Raw genomic sequence first — 15,448 nt, 5'->3', positions numbered from 1 at the left:
TGAAATAATTCAAACAGCCTGCATCATTTATAATGACCGCCAATCAATTGATTCCTGCGGTAAGCAGTTCCTCCTGACGTAACAGAGACAGCACGCAGAATGGAGGCTGAGCCATATTTCATCCGCAGTTCATCCATTACACGTCCGATTTGCTGCTGTTTCCAGTTCGATGGTTCAAACAGACTGAGCTGCAGACCGTAAGATTCTTCGAGATTGGCAAGACTGACAGAAATGTGGCGGACCGGCCGGCCGTCGTGATAGATTTCTATCAGTTCCATACAGATGCGGTAAACAATCATAGTTTGATCCGTTGCTTCCGTCAGCGTTTTTCTCCGGTTAAATCCACCGCCGAGTGCATGTTTTGAGTAGCCGAAAGAGAGCTGGACCGTCCTCCCTTTCTTGCCCGCCAGCCGTGTGCGCATTGCCGTATCCTCACACATTTCGAGCACCACCGTTAAAATTTCGTCCATTGTTATGTAATCGCGCAGCAATGTCTGGCCTTTCCCATAGCTGATCTGCCCTTCGATTAATACCGAGCCGAGCTCCGAATAATCAATACCGTGCGCATGATAATACAGCTGATTTCCCATGACGCCAAACTTCCTCTCAAGATAATCGAGCGGTGTGTGCGCCAAATCACCGACTGAATACACCCCCATATCCTCAAGCGTCCGTTCCAGCCTCCGTCCAATCCCCCACATATTACGAAGCGGCGCAATTGGCCACAGTTTCTCCGGTACATCCTCGTACGTCCAGTATGCCACTCCTGTTTTCTTCGCTTCCAGATCAAGCGCCAGTTTCGACAGCAGCATATTCGGCCCTACTCCGCAGGCAGAACGCAGCTGAAACTGCCGGTACAGTTCATCCTGTATCCTGTCAATCAGATTTTCTAAGGGGCCCCATAACTTTTCCGTCCCTGTAAAATCGACAAAACTTTCATCAATACTGTATACATGAATCGCTTCTTTCGGCACATAGCGGTTCAGCAGCTTTGTCAGCTCCATCGAGACATCAATGTAAAATTGCATTTTCGGTTCGATCAGCCGGATGCTCGGATCATTCGGAATTTCATACAGCCGCATGCCTGTCTTGATGCCGAACTGTTTTTTGAGCGGCGGTGAAGCAGCCAGGACAACGCCTCCCTTGCGTTCGATGTTGCCGATAATCGCAATCGGGGTTTCCATTACGTCAAGCCCTTCAATAGCTGCCGCGCAGCTTGCATAAAAACTGCGCATATCGAGACAGGCGATTTGTTTATTCGGTAATTGCACCATATGGCCTTCACCCTCCGCAAGAACAAGTGTTCCTTTCGTTGTATTATACCCACCATCATGATGTTCAATCAATGGGAATTAGCGGGTTTGCTGCCTATTTCCGCAGCAACATCATGTAAGGCGTAAAAAAAACAGCCAAACCTCTGCAGGTCGGCTGTTCCTATGCCAATTAGATCGTAATATCTTCTGGCGGCTGTCCTTTTTTATTCATCAGGCGGATTGATTCAGGCTCAATTTTCAAAATCACGAGATTCGGATCATCAGGTCCTTCAAACCAGTTTTTCATCTGGTCATTCCAAATCTTTTCTTTCAGTCCTTCATCGGATGAAATGGAGACACGTCCCAAATATTCAACAAATGCGTCTCCGAATCCTTCCCCATCATAGCCAAGCAGGATATGCGTGTAAGGATTATCCTTCAGCTCATCCACCTTTTCAGTCTTTTTGTTAGTGGGTGTATACAGGGTCAATCCATCATTCATAAATGTCATATAGCGGGTGTATGGCTTATTATTGTCCACCGTCGCCATTGTCCCGATAAAACTTTCGTCAAGAATTTTCTTCACAGTATCTTTTGCAGTCATCTGCGTCCGCTCCTTTCGCGATTACTTCTACTATTCCCATCCGAACTATTTTTAAACAATGGAAGAAAGCCGCGGTACATTAAAGCGTACTTCATACAACTACTCAAGATTTTCACCAAAGTCTGCCCAAGATAACTTGTTTGGTACACTGCAGAACAATTTTTATGATGCTCAATAGGCTGATTGGCCGTAACAAAAGAAAAGGATGAGCCTAAATCAAGAAAGTTTTTTGGAATTATAACCTCGGTTTCCATACGGCTGAAGTTTTTCGAGCCACTTATTCTCCAGATCAGCCAGCGCTTCTTTTTCATTAAAATAGAGACTTTCTTTCTTTTCCAGCGTTTCTAAGATATCTATTTGAAAAGCTTCTTTGCCAAATGCTTTCCAATCTTTCTGAAGCTGCTCATTTATATAAACGCCCGTTTCCAAACTGAATTTCACACCGTTCAGTGTCTTGAAATTCCGTGTGCTTCCTATGAAAATCTTTTGATTGGCATTGTTCTTAATTTGAAAAACACCAGCCTCAATTGTAGTCTCCTTATAAATCTGCTTCAATTCTTTTTTTCGATCCATTTTGCCATTCCTGCCTTCGTCTCATTTATTTTAGCCAATACTGGCTTCCGTCCTGTGCACGATCCAAAAATCCATATTCAATTAAATATCTTCTGATCAACACATAATCTTTATAAACAGCTTTCAAAATGTTATTTATTTCCTGCTCATTGTAGATGATTTCAGAACTAAACTGTTTTGCAATCTCTCGCAGAACAATCAGACGCTGCTTTTCCTTCGGGGGAAACTTTTTAATGGGACCGCCGTTTCCTTCAGAGAAGAATTTTGCAATCGTTTCCTGTTGCTCTTGTTCCGTAATATTATATCGGCTGTCAATCAGTTTTGCAGTAGTATGAGGATGCACGAAAGCCGGGGCGAGGTCGTCCCGTTCATTCAGCAGTTCCATCATGGCTAAAAATGTCTTGGCCTGCCGTTCTTTTTCCTTTAATACAAACCGATGATGCCGGACTGTAGAAAGACTTCCAATTTCAAGTTCCTGCTGAATCTCTTTATCACTCTTCCCCCGATAGAATAGACGAAGAAGGTCCCTTTGGTGATCTGTGAGACCCGTCAGCTTCTTATCTAACCCGGTCAAATAATCAAATACAGAACAGTGAGTGCATTCAATATGAATTCTCATGTATCTCTCTGCATCATAAAACATATTCTCATAAGGATAAATAATTCCTTTTTCTGTTTTCGTACCGCACAGCAGACAAATATAAGTATCCTCCTGTTCGATATAGCCTTTCTTCATCTCAGATAAAGAAGAATTCCAAAAAAGCGCTGATAGCTCCATATACAAACACATCCATTTAATATTTGAATTAAAGCAAACAAAGTATATAATCGTTTACTTTATATCTGTTATATTAAACTTCTTATGAGGAAACGTCAACAAGAAATACAAACACATCTAACACTTGTTTGATTAATAACAAACAAACCAAGTAATAATTTGCATTAATTGCTTTATAATTAGAAACAGCCTGGCACAACTCGCCAAACAAGAAGGCTCATGGTACACTAACCAAAAATACACAACACGGAGGCTGAGAACCATGTGTTTATTGGCTTTTCAATTACAAAAACACCCCAAATATAAACTTATTATGATGGCAAACCGCGACGAAGCATACAACCGGCCGACTACCCCTGCAGATTTCTGGTCGGATTATCCTGATATCCTGGCAGGACGCGATCTAGAGCAAATGGGCACATGGCTCGGCATCAATAAGCAGGGAAAGATCGCAGCCCTGACAAATCACCGTGATTTCTCTCTTCCTGAAACCGGCGGGCAGTCACGGGGGCATATCGTCTCTTCCTATCTCCAATCGAATGAAACACCTGAGGACTTCCTCGAACAATTACATAACAGCAAAAATGAATACAGCGGGTTCAATGTGCTGGTGGGATCCAGTGAAGAACTATACTATTACTCCAACATCGAACAGAAAACCGAACACCTAAAAAACGGCACACATGGTCTGAGCAACGCCTTCATGAATACGCCGTGGCCGAAAACGGAAGCGGTAAAAAAACTTCTATGCGATTATGCAGAAAGCACAAATGAAATTGATGTAGATGTTTTATTTAATATGATGCAGCGCGCAGAAAGGTTTCCATCTGAGCAATTGCCGGACACAGGTGTCGGAGGAGAACTGGAAAGTATGCTGTCTTCCATATTCATCGCTTCAAAAGAATACGGCACCCGTTGCACGACAGTCCTGCTGGTAGATTCAGAAGATCAAGTATACTTTGAAGAACGAACATTCAAAAACGGTGTATTTGCCACAGCACAAAAATTCAGCTTTACAATTGAAAACCCGACTGCATAAATATGCGGCCAGGTTTGTTATCTTTATAACACATTTATACTATTTTCATATACCAATAAAATCATTATATTTCCATCTTCACATCACTATATCCATATATCTTTTAAATTCAGCCAATGCTATTTCTTTATCCCCCGTAATGAAAAGACGTTTTCCTCCAGCTTCGATAATCCGGTAATGTCCTCCTGCAGTATGCTGCTGCAGACGATATTGCTGCCACTGACCGACTTCCGTCCACCAATTAACCGCAGCTGCAGAGCCGATCTCGCGTGAATGAATCACCGGATGCACAGCAATCTCCGCCAATTCTACCGGATCATCCCCCATGACTGACCGCAATAACGAACTTTCCCGGAACAGCGCACAAACCGCAGCCGCAACCGTCCAGCTCAGCTCTTGGCGGCCTTTCTCCAATTGGACAAGCGTCTTCTTTGAAATCCCCAATATCTTCGCCATCTGATCCTGCGTATAATTCATTTCCGTACGAACCAACTTCAATCGTGGAAGTATTAAATCAATCACGGTCTGTTTATTCACCTAAGCACCCCTTTTACACCAAAAGTGTATTAATACACTTTTAAAGTATTTAGTTACTTTTAGAGAAGTAAGTAATAAATATTGTAATTAGTAGTAATGATGTACTCAGTCTATCATATAAACAAAGGCTTTACATACTCAACTTTTGGACTGCAGGCATAGAAAAGCCTGCTGAATTATTGCGTTCAGCAGGCTGATGACAAATCATTTATTCGGCCGCGGTAGCTCTCCATCCGCTAATGTCTTCTTCTAACGGAATCTGTGCAGCACGAGCTTTCACAGCGGAGTAGAAGAACAAGGCCACTAAGAAGATCGAGATGACAGAGGCACCTATATACGAAACATTCATCGGCAATCCAAATCCAATGGCCGCGTTCAGGATATAGGTGGTCGTCGCCATCAGCATGAACGTTCCGGGAATCAGTGCAACCCAGTAATTCTTACCTGCAATGAACAGATACATCGCCCCCACAAACAGTGCAATTACGGCTGTCGACTGGTTCGCCCATGAGAAGTATCTCCATAAGATATCGAAGTCTACCTGAGTCAGCACAATGGAGATGACGAACATTGGGATTGCAATCCACAGACGGTTTAGTATTTTTACTTGCGGATATTTAATATAGTCTGCAATAATCATTCGTGCACTTCGGAATGCTGTATCGCCTGAAGTGATCGGCAAAATGATAACACCAAGAATAGCGAGCGTTCCGCCGACAGCACCAAGCATTAACGTAGATGCTTCACTAACGATCAGTGCAGGTCCTCCTGCAGCAAGCAGTTCATTCAGGCCAACCGGACCGTTAAATAACGCCATACCTGCAGCCGCCCAGATCATTGCGACGATTGCCTCAGCAATCATCATTCCGTAGAAAATTTTACGTCCTTGACTTTCCTTCTGTGTCGTACGTGAGATAATAGGTGACTGTGTCGCATGGAAACCGGACAAAGCACCGCATGAAATCGTCAAGAATAATAATGGGAAGATCGGCAGATTATCTGGATGCATATTCGCGAATGATAATTCGGGAATCGGTGCACCTTTCACTAACATCATCCCTCCTACTCCGAGTGCACTGATAATCAGCAAAGCACCGAAGATTGGATAAAAACGTCCGATAATCTTATCAATCGGCAGCAATGTCGCCAAAATATAATAAGCGAAAATCAATGTTACAATGATGCCCATTGCCATCCAGCCGTTCATTAAGTTATAAAGTAGTCCCGCAGGAGCGGATACAAAAACCGTCCCGACTAAAACCAATAAAAGAAGTGCAAATACGTTAACGATATGCTTCATGACTTTACCGAGAAACTTTCCAGCGAGTTCGGGCAAATGCGCACCACGGTTTCGGATGGAGATCATTCCCGTCAAGTAGTCATGCACGGCGCCTGCGAAAATAGCGCCTATAACGATCCAAAGAAAAGCGATAGGCCCATATAAAGCTCCCATGATCGGCCCGAAGATCGGTCCGACACCCGCAATATTCAAGAGCTGAATTAAGGAGTTCTTTTTTGTGCTCATCGGCACGTAGTCGACTCCGTCCCCGCTCGTATATGCAGGAGTTGCGCGTTCCTCTTTCACGCCGAACATCTTCTCGATGTACTTACCGTAAGTAAAATACCCGACAATTAATAGAACAATAGAAAATAAAAAAGTAATCATAGCAATTTCCCCTCCTCGTAATGATAACGCTTACATCGAGTATATAAGATAGAGGGGATGCTGATGACGTTTTTTCATAACATGTCAGAATAAGAGAGTAAGATGCACTGGAGAGGGATTAACATGCAAGCTTCTTATCCTTCCAGTCGTTGTCTCAGTTCTTTAACATAATTTCGACTAACCGGAAGATTTTCATCGCGGCGGTCCAGCTCCAGCTGATAAGCCCCGTTAAACCAGGGTGTCAACCGAATAACATGTTCGAGATTCACTATAATACTTTTATGGATACGAAAAAAAGAGGAAGGGATCAGTCTGCTCTCTAATTCTTTTAATGTCATTTTCGTTTCATAATCCCGGCTGAACGTCACAATTTTTGTCCACTTCTCTTCGCGGTGCACATACAAAATATCATGCACCGCGATGTAATGGATTTCTCCTTCCGTTTCAACAGGCAACCTATCGAAGCGTTTTGGCAGTTCTGCAATTTTCGCTGGAAATAAAGCCTCCCCCACCCGTCCAACTGTCTGACGTAATTGCTCTTCATCATACGGCTTCAATAAGTAATCAAACGCATGTATACGGAAAGCTTCTGCCGCAAATTGAGGATAAGCTGTCGCAAAGATGATATAAGGGACTTTTTTCAGTGCACTTAATGATTTGGCAACTTCCATGCCATCCACTTTCGGCATCTCGATATCCAGAAATACGATATCCGGCTGGAGCTGCATCGCTTTGATTATCGCCGTTTCTCCGGAATCAGCTTCTCCGACAATTTTCACTCGCTCAAACTGCTCAAGCAGAAAAATCAATTCCTCTCGAGCATAGCGCTCATCGTCCACAACCAATGCACTAATTAACTCATTCATTCTGCATGCTCACCTCTGATTTCGGAATTCGAAACGAAATTCTCGTTCCTTCATTCGGCACACTTACGATTGCCAGACCCGACTCTGTGCCGAATGACATGATTAAACGGCGGTTTACATTGAACAGCCCAAGTCCGGTTCCCTTTTCTGAATATACTTGTTCAGTCCCCAGTATATTCAGCCGCTCCTGTTCAATACCCTTACCATTATCTTCTACTGTAATACAAATTCCATTTACAGTATCTTCAATCGCAATATGCACGATTGAATTATGGTCCATATCTTTAATACCGTGCGTAATCGCATTCTCGACAAGCGGCTGAAGTGTCAATGGCGGTATCTTCTCCTGCATAATGGAAGGGTCCGCATCGATACAAACCTTCAGTTTATCAATGAAACGCGCTTCTTCAATCTGCAGATAGGCCTCCACATGTGTGAGCTCCTGCTGCAACGTGACCATCTTCGCCGTCGTTCCTTCCAGGTTCTGCCGCAGAAAATACGATAAGGAAGACAACAGTTTTCTGGCTTCATCGGGATTAGTACGAATCAATGAAATAATGATATTCATGGAATTAAACAGGAAATGCGGACTGATCTGTGCCTGCAGCGCCTGGATTTCTGCTTCCTTCGCCAGTTGGTAGGCATGATCTGCTTCAGCAATTTCCAACTGGTTGCTAAGCAACTCTGCTAAGCCAGCGATGAGTTCGGTAGTGACATCAGTTATTGCTTTGCGTGAAGGATAATACAGTTTCAGTGTACCGACCGTTTCATTGCGTGTCTTCAGCGGCGCAACAACGACCGCACCAAATTTGGAGCTGCGTGAATTATTATGCTGTTCCAATTGATCTGCTACAATTAATTCGCCATTTTGTATAACTTGACGCGTAATATCTGTCTGAATAGGGCCATTTGCATCTCCTTTTTCATTACCGACGAATGCCAGAATATCTGTCTTATCCGTCATTGCAACTGCGCCGGGACCCAGTTCATCAAGCAAAATCTTACAGACTGCAGAAGCCGTCTTTTTATTCATTCCCGTCCGTAAATAACCTAGTGTCTGATCTGCAATACGCAGGGTTTTCTGCGCCTGCAGCGCCGTAACTTTCTCTTGATCACTAATGACGTTATAGGCAATCAGTATAAACAGCGCAGTGCCGATTCCGTTTGCCAAAATCATCGGCAGACCGATTGCCTGCACTAATGCAAGCGCTTTCGGAAATGGATCTGCCAAAAGTAGAATAAGAAGCATTTGGACTGTTTCGGCAAATGCACCGATCAAAAATGCGGTAAACGGACTTGTATGCTTGCCCTTTTTATAGAAATAGCCCGCCAGAATACCAGAGATAATGGTAGAAATACCACAGGAAATCGCCGTGAATCCGCCTAATGACATACGGTGAATTCCAGCAATCAACCCTGCACCGATCCCGAACCTGTAGCCGCCGAGAAGACCAGCCACTACCACTCCGATTACTCGGGAGTTGGCGATCGCTTCATCCGTTGTCAGTTCAAGTGACATGTTTTTGAAATGAAGTGTCTGCATATCCAGTGCAACACCGAAATAGGTGCCAAAAATACCGAACAGACCAAAAAAGAGAATCGCAGTCATTTCCTGTCTGCGATCCAGTAAATCCTGATGGACCATGTTTTGAAAAAATCGAAACCGCGTCAAAATGAAAGCGACAGCGATGATCATTCCGACCCGCTCAAACATGATAATGAGTAAATCAAACATCGCCATCCTCCATTCTGCCGAATCGGGTAACTCTATTTGGACCTCATCGCTTTATTGACAACTGCCACTACTTCCGTGCGCGACATTTTCTCCCGTCCTTCTTTCAATGCATCTAATGTACTATGTGCTAAAGCGAGAGGGATTTTACAGAAGTTTAGTATCGTTTTTGTCTTAATGTCTGTAATATACTTGTCTGCCAGTTCGAGATTTTCTTCCGCATAGCTGAACATTTGCGGCAGCTTCCAGTCATTCGGGAAGAAATCCACATCGCGTTCCGCATCTTCTTTATAGTTACGGAGGATGTTGACGGACTGCAGACCGCGGCCGAATCCAATCGCCAGGTCCCTGTCTGTTTCCGTGCCGTCATACCAGCGCCAGATATCTGTCAGCATGACGCCCACTAAGCCAGCAACGTAATACGTATAATCGTCTAAATCTTCACGGGTTTTGACTATCCAGTCTTTCTCTGCCCATTTCGCCATACCTCTGCCCATAATCGCAGTCGATTCAAGCACTTTATCAGCTACAGTTTCGGGACAAAACTCCACCCAGTCAGCCAGACGAAGAGTGACCTCGGGCAGCAGCGAGCGATATGGCGAATACAGTTCATCAAGCGCAGGTTGAATCGGTGCGTTCTCCGTAATTTTATTTTCAAGTATCGTACAGGTTTCATTAAGCAATACAATTTTGTCTGCTGATTCAATTTTTTCATGGTCTTCTATCTCGTCGATCGCACGCATGCATAAATAAGCTGATGCTACGGCCTCTCTTACGTTTGGTTCAAGGAGTTTGATTGGTATAAAGAAAGTACGGCTCGTTTCTTTCAATACTTTCATTGCTTCTTTTTGTAGTTTCGTGTCCATTTTCACTTCAAAATCCCTCCATCAATAACTGTGCGTACATTCTGCATTCAGTATGACAATATTTATATAAGATTTTTTCATTATATCATTCATTCTAACATTAAGTCGTTTTGAAAGGATTGTCAAAATCCAATGAAAAAAGCTGAATATCCTTGTGGGGAGACCCAGCGTTCTAAATATAGTTCGGACTATTTCAATCTATCAGGGATTTCGCATTGCAAGTCGCGTTTTTACCTTTTATTCCCCAGGAATACAAGATTTCATCTCGGACATATTCAAATGGAATTTGGATTTGTCCTTATTCTGCTTGCGTTTTTTGCGGTGAAGTTTTTTATGGTTTACGAAGTGCAGGATGGGTACGTGGAGAGATACAGTTCCCCTGCGTTCCAGGCGGATGCGTTCCGGAGTGCCCTCGGTGAGCCAAGCGAACAGCGAAGGGTTCGCTTTGCCGTATTTCTGTGGTTTTTGCAGAAATTAAGGCCTTGTCGGCGGATTTAGGTTGCCTGGAACGAAGGTACACTGGCTGGTGTTTCAATACGTTTTGTGTGAGCAAGCAGTATGAGCATACTATTTGATATTATTACAAAAAGTGGGGTGTTTCATGCATTACTTATCATCCTGTAAAGTCTTAGACTTTTGTAATCAATGTGTTTGCAAAGTCAAGCGAAACCACACTAACTCCATTCGAACCCAGCAAAAAAGCAGCATGTTATACTTTCCCTATACCAGCGAAGGCGCAACTGCGGGGTTAGCCGTTGCTGTGAGACAACTGGCGTGGTCTTTGCCAGCTGGCTCATAGCGTAAGGCAATCCCCCAGCGCCGAAGCGGATTCAAACTGCAAACACACACCTATTTCAAACTACCTGAAAAGTAGAGCAACGAAACAACATCAACTAAATACGCAGTCTGCAAAAAAGCAAAATTTCATACATTCAGCTGGCTCACAACGTAAGGCAAATTCCAATCAATAAAATTGCTCACTGCTCTTCTATCCTGAAAGATGATAGCACCGGTTTTGCTTCGAATTCAGTGACATCAACATCCACTGCATGCTCTTTAATCCGGAAAGATAGCAGGAATGCCAGCGCGAGTAACAGGCTGCATATAACCAGCGTAAGCGGAATTTGCTGAAAATGATCAATCAGCCAGCCGCCGATTCCCGGACCGAGCAACTGTCCTGCCGCGAAGAAAAATGTTACATAGCCGAGTGCTACCGGCGCATATGTCGGATGTACCTGCTCCGTAGACAATGCCTGGCAGAGTGACAGCATGCCGACAATGGTCATTCCCCATAGGAATTGACTGACGATCAGACCGGAATAGACCGGAAACAGAACGGGAATAATCAGAGATACAGCTCCAATTCCAAGAGTAGAAAGCAACGCCGATTTTCTTCCGATGCGGTCCGAAACGCCTCCCCATAATGGACCGCTGAAAATAGACATGACACCGCAGACAGCCATGATCTGTCCTGCCTGGAATTTTGTCAGGCCGACTTCCAGTATATAACTGAACAAAAAACTTTGCGGAATCAAATAGGCAAACCCCACAAGACCATATATGAAAGCGACTCGCAGCACTCGTTTATTTAAATACACACGTGTCCAGAACGTCCTCTTCTGCTGCTCTTTCTTCAGCAGCGGGAGAGGAGGATCGCGTAGAATTATTACTGCGATAATGATGGAAATAATGGATAGAGTTCCGTAGAAAAACCAAAGATAGCGCCAGCCGGAGACACCAAACCAGGCAGTGAAAAATGGAATCAGCGCACTGGACAGTAACGTGCCAAGCCCCATTCCGCTGACTAGAAATCCAATCAGCATTCCTCTTTTCCTCGGATACCAGCCGACCAATATGGTAATTAACGGCGTATAGGTGAAAGCAGTTCCGATACCCAGCAGAAACATGGCGGTAAGTGTCAGTCCGTAGCTTCCGGCTGCAGACAGCATGAACAAACCGAATGTGACCAGGCCAGTTCCGAAAATCACCAACTTTTTCGCACCATATTTCGCAGCCAGCAGCCCCACGAAAATAACCATCAGCAAATAACCGATTGAAATAGTTGTTGCAAGCATCCCTGCCTGTTTGTAGGACATTTGCAGATTCTCTTTCATGAACGGCATCACAATACCGTACGACATGCGCCCGAATCCAAGCGAACTGACCGTAACCGCCACACTTGCAAAAGCATACTTCCAAATATTTTGTCCGTGCTCTTTCGCCAACATAGAATCCCATCCCTTCTGACTCATTCTGACTTCTGAAATGTTCACTCATTGATTCCACTCAAAAGTCTGCTGATCAAGGTGTAGGGACGCGGATAAAACGGAACGGAATTTCCGAGTGAGTAAAACTAGTATATGTCAAACATGTGAACTTCTTCACAATTAGTATACCATCGATAGCTGAATATTCAAATACTATTCTAGTTTACATAATATTATTATCGATCATAAAAAGCTTACTCGTAAATACCAAGTAAGCCAGAGATAGTATCTATATAATTTTACTTCTTATAAAAGAAAGACCGGCCGAGACGTTCCACTGCTGCAGGAGCGAGGGCATATAACTTACTCGTCAGACCCATGATTTTAGGCAGATTCACTTCCCGTTTCGGCTGACTGATCAACTCCATAATAGAGTGCACAACACTTTCCACCGACAGCAGCCGGGTCCCGAGTGCCTGCTTATAACTGCCTGTTAGATCCGCTGAATCGATGAACGGCGTGTCAATCGGTCCCGGATGAATTACGGAAACATCAATCTGATAAGGCGCTGCTTCCATCCGCAGTGCATTCGTATAGCCGATTAATGCATGCTTTGTCGCAGCATACACAGACGTTTTAGGGGTAGCCACCTTTCCCGCCTGTGAGCCAACGAATAATAACTGTCCGCTTCTGCGTGCCATCATGGCAGGCAGAAGTCGTTTCGTCAGCTGCATCGGAACGAGTACATTCGTCTCTAGCATCGCTTCCATTTCTCCATCTGAAACCTCGTGGGCTAAATTAAATTTCCCCACTCCAGCGGAAAAAACAACCACGTCTGGTTTACCAATACGTGATACGAGCCAATTCAGCTGCTCCACATCCCGAAGATCTGCACAAAACCCTTCGACACCAAGCATTTTAAGATTCTCAAGCGCCTGTGCATTACGTCCGGTTACCATAATATGCAAACCCGGCACACCGGCAAGCCGTTTCGCCAATGCAAAACCGACACCGCTCGTCGCACCCGTGATCAAAATGACCTTATCTGACGGCATACTGATGAACTCCGTTGTCATCCAATATTTCATCAATGAGTTCTTTATCGACTAAATAATCCAGCTGGCCGATCGTTTCAGACAATGTCAGTCCTAGTTCTTTTTCATAGACTGCCGGGAATAGACGTTTAGTCAGCTCAAAAACAGTATGCGGCTGCTCTTTCAGCATACCCAGAACTTTCATCGCACGGTCCTCCTGTTTTTGAAGACGTTCTTTGATTAACGAATGAGCGTTCAGCACTTCTCCGCCATGTCCCCCATAAACAATGTTGACCGGCAGATCTAACAGCCGGGAAAGTGATGCATTATATTGAAGTAAAGCTTTAGGACGTCCCTGCTCTTTCTCAAACGGCGGTTCTATCAGCGGATTCGATGAAACTTTCTCCAATAACAGATCTCCGCCGAGTAAAATGCCTTCTTTTTCATTAAATAAGGACAGATGGCTTTGTGCATGACCGAGAGATTCCTGCACTTTCCAGCCAGGATGACCCGGCAGATCATCTCCCTCGCCCATTATCCGGTCAACCGGACGATTGCCCATCAAGTCGACTGAACGACGGAAACGTTTCACCCATTTCAAATACTCTTCAGGGACACCTTCTTCATGAAGATTCTGTTCGTAAAAACGATCATGCCGATCCAGAAATTCCTGATCACGCGACAGCCAGTAATTCAAATAAGGATGGCCGAGTATTTCTGCACGGTCGAACGCTTCAATCCAGCCGCAATGATCGGGGTGGTGATGTGTAACGAATACTTGCTCAATATCACTGAATGTATAGCCGAGCTCTTTCAGTTTCAGACGCAGCACTTCATGCGCCTCCGGTGTTTTTGTTGCTGCATCAACCAACGTCAGCGCATCGCCTTTCAATAAAAAGCAATTGACATCCCCTACCGCAAAAGGTGTAGGTGTAATTATTTTTTCTATCATGCAATTTCCTCCTAATAAATGAATGACTGTTCAGTCTATTGTACTCTCTTTTAATGAAGGCGTCACGCATCGTTCCTCCATTTTGTTAAATAATTCACACAGAAATGAAACCTAAATCGTTAACCGCCGTATGTTATACTACAAGAAATAGCGATTTATGCAATACATTGACTATATGGAGGGATAGTAATGGGTATTTTTAATTTTTTCAAAAACCAATTTATCGAAGTAATAGAATGGCAGAATCAGGATGCCAATACGCTAGTCTATCAATTCCCTGTTCATAATAACGAGATCAAAATGGGAGCCGAACTGACAGTCAGAGAATCACAGGTCGCAATCATGGTCAATGAAGGCGAACTGGCAGATGTATTCGGTCCCGGCCGCCATATTCTTTATACACAAAATATGCCAATTTTGACAAAATTAAAGTCTTGGAAATATGGTTTTGATTCACCTTTTAAAGCGGAAGTCTATTTCATCAATACAAAACAGTTCATCGATCAAAAATGGGGCACTTCCAATCCGATCATGATGCGCGATCAGGATTTTGGAATGATCCGTCTTCGCGGTTATGGAATCTATTCGTACCGCGTATCCGATCCGGTCGTGTTCCTGCGTGAGCTTTTTGGAACGAACAGTTCATATGATACCAATTCAGTGGAAGGCCATTTGAAAAAAATGATCATTTCGGGGCTGTCTGACTTATTTGCAGAGTCTCAAATTCCGGCTCTTGATCTTGCGATGCATTACGACGAATTAAGTGTGCAGGGCAAACAGAAGATGAGTCCGAAATTCGCTTCATTCGGATTCGAGATCACCGGGCTTTATATAGAAAATCTCTCGCTTCCAAAAGAAGTCGAGGAGGCAATGGATAAACGGACAACGATGGGCGTACTCGGCAATATGCAGCAGTATCAGCAATACCAGGCTGCTGAAGCGATCCGGGATATAGCAAAAAATGACTCAGGCGGCGGGTTGGCAGGAGCAGGGATGGGCATGGGTGCCGGTGTCTCAATGGGTCAGGTAATGGCCAATGCCATGAATCCGAATAACCAGCCTGCACAGCCGGCGGCACCAACAAAGAGCTGCCCACATTGTCAGGCGACGTTAAATACTGACGCCAAGTTTTGCGGTCAGTGCGGCAAGTCTGCGGAAACAGAAAAAGTGCCATGCATCAGTTGCCAAGCACCCCTTCCGAAAGACGCTAAATTCTGCAGTATATGCGGCACTGCACAAATTAAAGAAAAAATTTGTCCGAAATGTTCGCACGCCAATCTGCCGAATGCAAAGTTTTGTGCAGATTGCGGAGAAACGTTAGACGTAAAGTGAGGGATGAAT

At 44.2% G+C, this 15,448-nt stretch carries 14 protein-coding genes; 2 read left to right on the top strand and 12 right to left on the bottom strand.

The window, feature by feature from the left end; all coding sequences use genetic code 11:
• Positions 1–23 precede the first annotated feature (23 nt).
• From GDZ68_RS11350 to GDZ68_RS11335, 4 genes are all read right to left on the bottom strand, one after another.
• Complete coding sequence (locus tag GDZ68_RS11350; protein WP_153722410.1) at positions 24–1,274, bottom strand: Y-family DNA polymerase; 1,251 nt, start codon at positions 1,272–1,274, stop codon at positions 24–26.
• Positions 1,275–1,443: 169 nt separating this feature from the next.
• The gene (locus GDZ68_RS11345) at positions 1,444–1,857 is read right to left on the bottom strand and encodes a pyridoxamine 5'-phosphate oxidase family protein (RefSeq protein WP_153722409.1); all 414 of its coding nucleotides are present in this window, start codon (positions 1,855–1,857) and stop codon (positions 1,444–1,446) included.
• A gap of 216 nt (positions 1,858–2,073) precedes the next feature.
• Positions 2,074–2,430 carry a GIY-YIG nuclease family protein gene (locus tag GDZ68_RS11340; protein ID WP_153722408.1) on the bottom strand — a complete coding sequence of 119 codons (357 nt, stop codon included), beginning with the start codon at positions 2,428–2,430 and terminating at the stop codon, positions 2,074–2,076.
• 25 nt (positions 2,431–2,455) lie between these two features.
• Positions 2,456–3,208 carry a DUF2087 domain-containing protein gene (locus GDZ68_RS11335; RefSeq protein WP_153722407.1) on the bottom strand — a complete coding sequence of 251 codons (753 nt, stop codon included), beginning with the start codon at positions 3,206–3,208 and terminating at the stop codon, positions 2,456–2,458.
• Positions 3,209–3,470: 262 nt separating this feature from the next.
• Between GDZ68_RS11335 and GDZ68_RS11330 the strand changes: the two genes are divergently transcribed.
• The gene (locus tag GDZ68_RS11330; protein WP_153722406.1) at positions 3,471–4,247 is read left to right on the top strand and encodes an NRDE family protein; all 777 of its coding nucleotides are present in this window, start codon (positions 3,471–3,473) and stop codon (positions 4,245–4,247) included.
• Between the two features lie 78 nt (positions 4,248–4,325).
• On the opposite strand, the gene GDZ68_RS11325 is transcribed toward GDZ68_RS11330, so the two are convergent.
• The 8 genes from GDZ68_RS11325 to GDZ68_RS11290 all read right to left on the bottom strand — a co-directional run bounded on the left by GDZ68_RS11325 (position 4,326) and on the right by GDZ68_RS11290 (position 14,107).
• The gene (locus GDZ68_RS11325; RefSeq protein WP_153722405.1) at positions 4,326–4,784 is read right to left on the bottom strand and encodes a helix-turn-helix transcriptional regulator; all 459 of its coding nucleotides are present in this window, start codon (positions 4,782–4,784) and stop codon (positions 4,326–4,328) included.
• A 208-nt stretch (positions 4,785–4,992) separates the two neighbouring features.
• Entirely contained in the window at positions 4,993–6,450 is a 1,458-nt protein-coding gene (locus GDZ68_RS11320; protein WP_153722404.1) for a carbon starvation CstA family protein, read from the bottom strand.
• A gap of 134 nt (positions 6,451–6,584) precedes the next feature.
• On the bottom strand, positions 6,585–7,316 hold the full coding sequence (locus GDZ68_RS11315; RefSeq protein WP_153722403.1) for a LytR/AlgR family response regulator transcription factor: 732 nt from the start codon (positions 7,314–7,316) through the stop codon (positions 6,585–6,587).
• The gene (locus tag GDZ68_RS11310) at positions 7,309–9,051 is read right to left on the bottom strand and encodes a sensor histidine kinase (RefSeq protein WP_153722402.1); all 1,743 of its coding nucleotides are present in this window, start codon (positions 9,049–9,051) and stop codon (positions 7,309–7,311) included. Before GDZ68_RS11310 ends, GDZ68_RS11315 begins: the two co-directional genes overlap by 8 nt.
• Positions 9,052–9,083: 32 nt before the next feature.
• Complete coding sequence (locus GDZ68_RS11305) at positions 9,084–9,920, bottom strand: squalene/phytoene synthase family protein (RefSeq protein ID WP_153722401.1); 837 nt, start codon at positions 9,918–9,920, stop codon at positions 9,084–9,086.
• Between the two features lie 971 nt (positions 9,921–10,891).
• Complete coding sequence (locus GDZ68_RS11300) at positions 10,892–12,142, bottom strand: YbfB/YjiJ family MFS transporter (RefSeq protein WP_194841136.1); 1,251 nt, start codon at positions 12,140–12,142, stop codon at positions 10,892–10,894.
• 278 nt (positions 12,143–12,420) lie between these two features.
• Positions 12,421–13,176, bottom strand: a complete 756-nt coding sequence (locus tag GDZ68_RS11295; protein ID WP_153722399.1) for an SDR family NAD(P)-dependent oxidoreductase — start codon at positions 13,174–13,176, stop codon at positions 12,421–12,423.
• Positions 13,163–14,107: an MBL fold metallo-hydrolase gene (locus GDZ68_RS11290; RefSeq protein ID WP_153722398.1), complete on the bottom strand. Its 945-nt coding sequence runs from the start codon at positions 14,105–14,107 to the stop codon at positions 13,163–13,165. The genes GDZ68_RS11295 and GDZ68_RS11290 overlap by 14 nt, the downstream gene beginning before the upstream one ends.
• A 189-nt stretch (positions 14,108–14,296) precedes the next feature.
• On the opposite strand from GDZ68_RS11290, the gene GDZ68_RS11285 reads away from it, so the two are divergent.
• Entirely contained in the window at positions 14,297–15,439 is a 1,143-nt protein-coding gene (locus tag GDZ68_RS11285) for an SPFH domain-containing protein (protein ID WP_153722397.1), read from the top strand.
• Positions 15,440–15,448: the final 9 nt, after the last annotated feature.

Origin of the sequence: Sporosarcina cascadiensis (assembly GCF_009650995.1) — a bacterium.
Taxonomy (GTDB): Bacteria; Bacillota; Bacilli; order Bacillales_A; family Planococcaceae; genus Sporosarcina; species Sporosarcina cascadiensis.
This window is presented reverse-complemented; position numbering and strand designations above follow the sequence as displayed.

Bases quoted from the DNA above. Each gene is read 5' to 3' on its own strand.
- GDZ68_RS11285 (WP_153722397.1), top strand. From the start codon at position 14,297: ATGGGTATTTTTAATTTTTTCAAAAACCAATTTATCGAAGTAATAGAA.
- GDZ68_RS11310 (WP_153722402.1), bottom strand. From the start codon at position 9,051: ATGTTTGATTTACTCATTATCATGTTTGAGCGGGTCGGAATGATCATC.
- GDZ68_RS11290 (WP_153722398.1), bottom strand. From the start codon at position 14,107: ATGATAGAAAAAATAATTACACCTACACCTTTTGCGGTAGGGGATGTC.
- GDZ68_RS11350 (WP_153722410.1), bottom strand. From the start codon at position 1,274: ATGGTGCAATTACCGAATAAACAAATCGCCTGTCTCGATATGCGCAGT.
- GDZ68_RS11300 (WP_194841136.1), bottom strand. From the start codon at position 12,142: ATGTTGGCGAAAGAGCACGGACAAAATATTTGGAAGTATGCTTTTGCA.
- GDZ68_RS11345 (WP_153722409.1), bottom strand. From the start codon at position 1,857: ATGACTGCAAAAGATACTGTGAAGAAAATTCTTGACGAAAGTTTTATC.
- GDZ68_RS11295 (WP_153722399.1), bottom strand. From the start codon at position 13,176: ATGCCGTCAGATAAGGTCATTTTGATCACGGGTGCGACGAGCGGTGTC.
- GDZ68_RS11320 (WP_153722404.1), bottom strand. From the start codon at position 6,450: ATGATTACTTTTTTATTTTCTATTGTTCTATTAATTGTCGGGTATTTT.
- GDZ68_RS11340 (WP_153722408.1), bottom strand. From the start codon at position 2,430: ATGGATCGAAAAAAAGAATTGAAGCAGATTTATAAGGAGACTACAATT.
- GDZ68_RS11330 (WP_153722406.1), top strand. From the start codon at position 3,471: ATGTGTTTATTGGCTTTTCAATTACAAAAACACCCCAAATATAAACTT.
- GDZ68_RS11315 (WP_153722403.1), bottom strand. From the start codon at position 7,316: ATGAATGAGTTAATTAGTGCATTGGTTGTGGACGATGAGCGCTATGCT.
- GDZ68_RS11335 (WP_153722407.1), bottom strand. From the start codon at position 3,208: ATGGAGCTATCAGCGCTTTTTTGGAATTCTTCTTTATCTGAGATGAAG.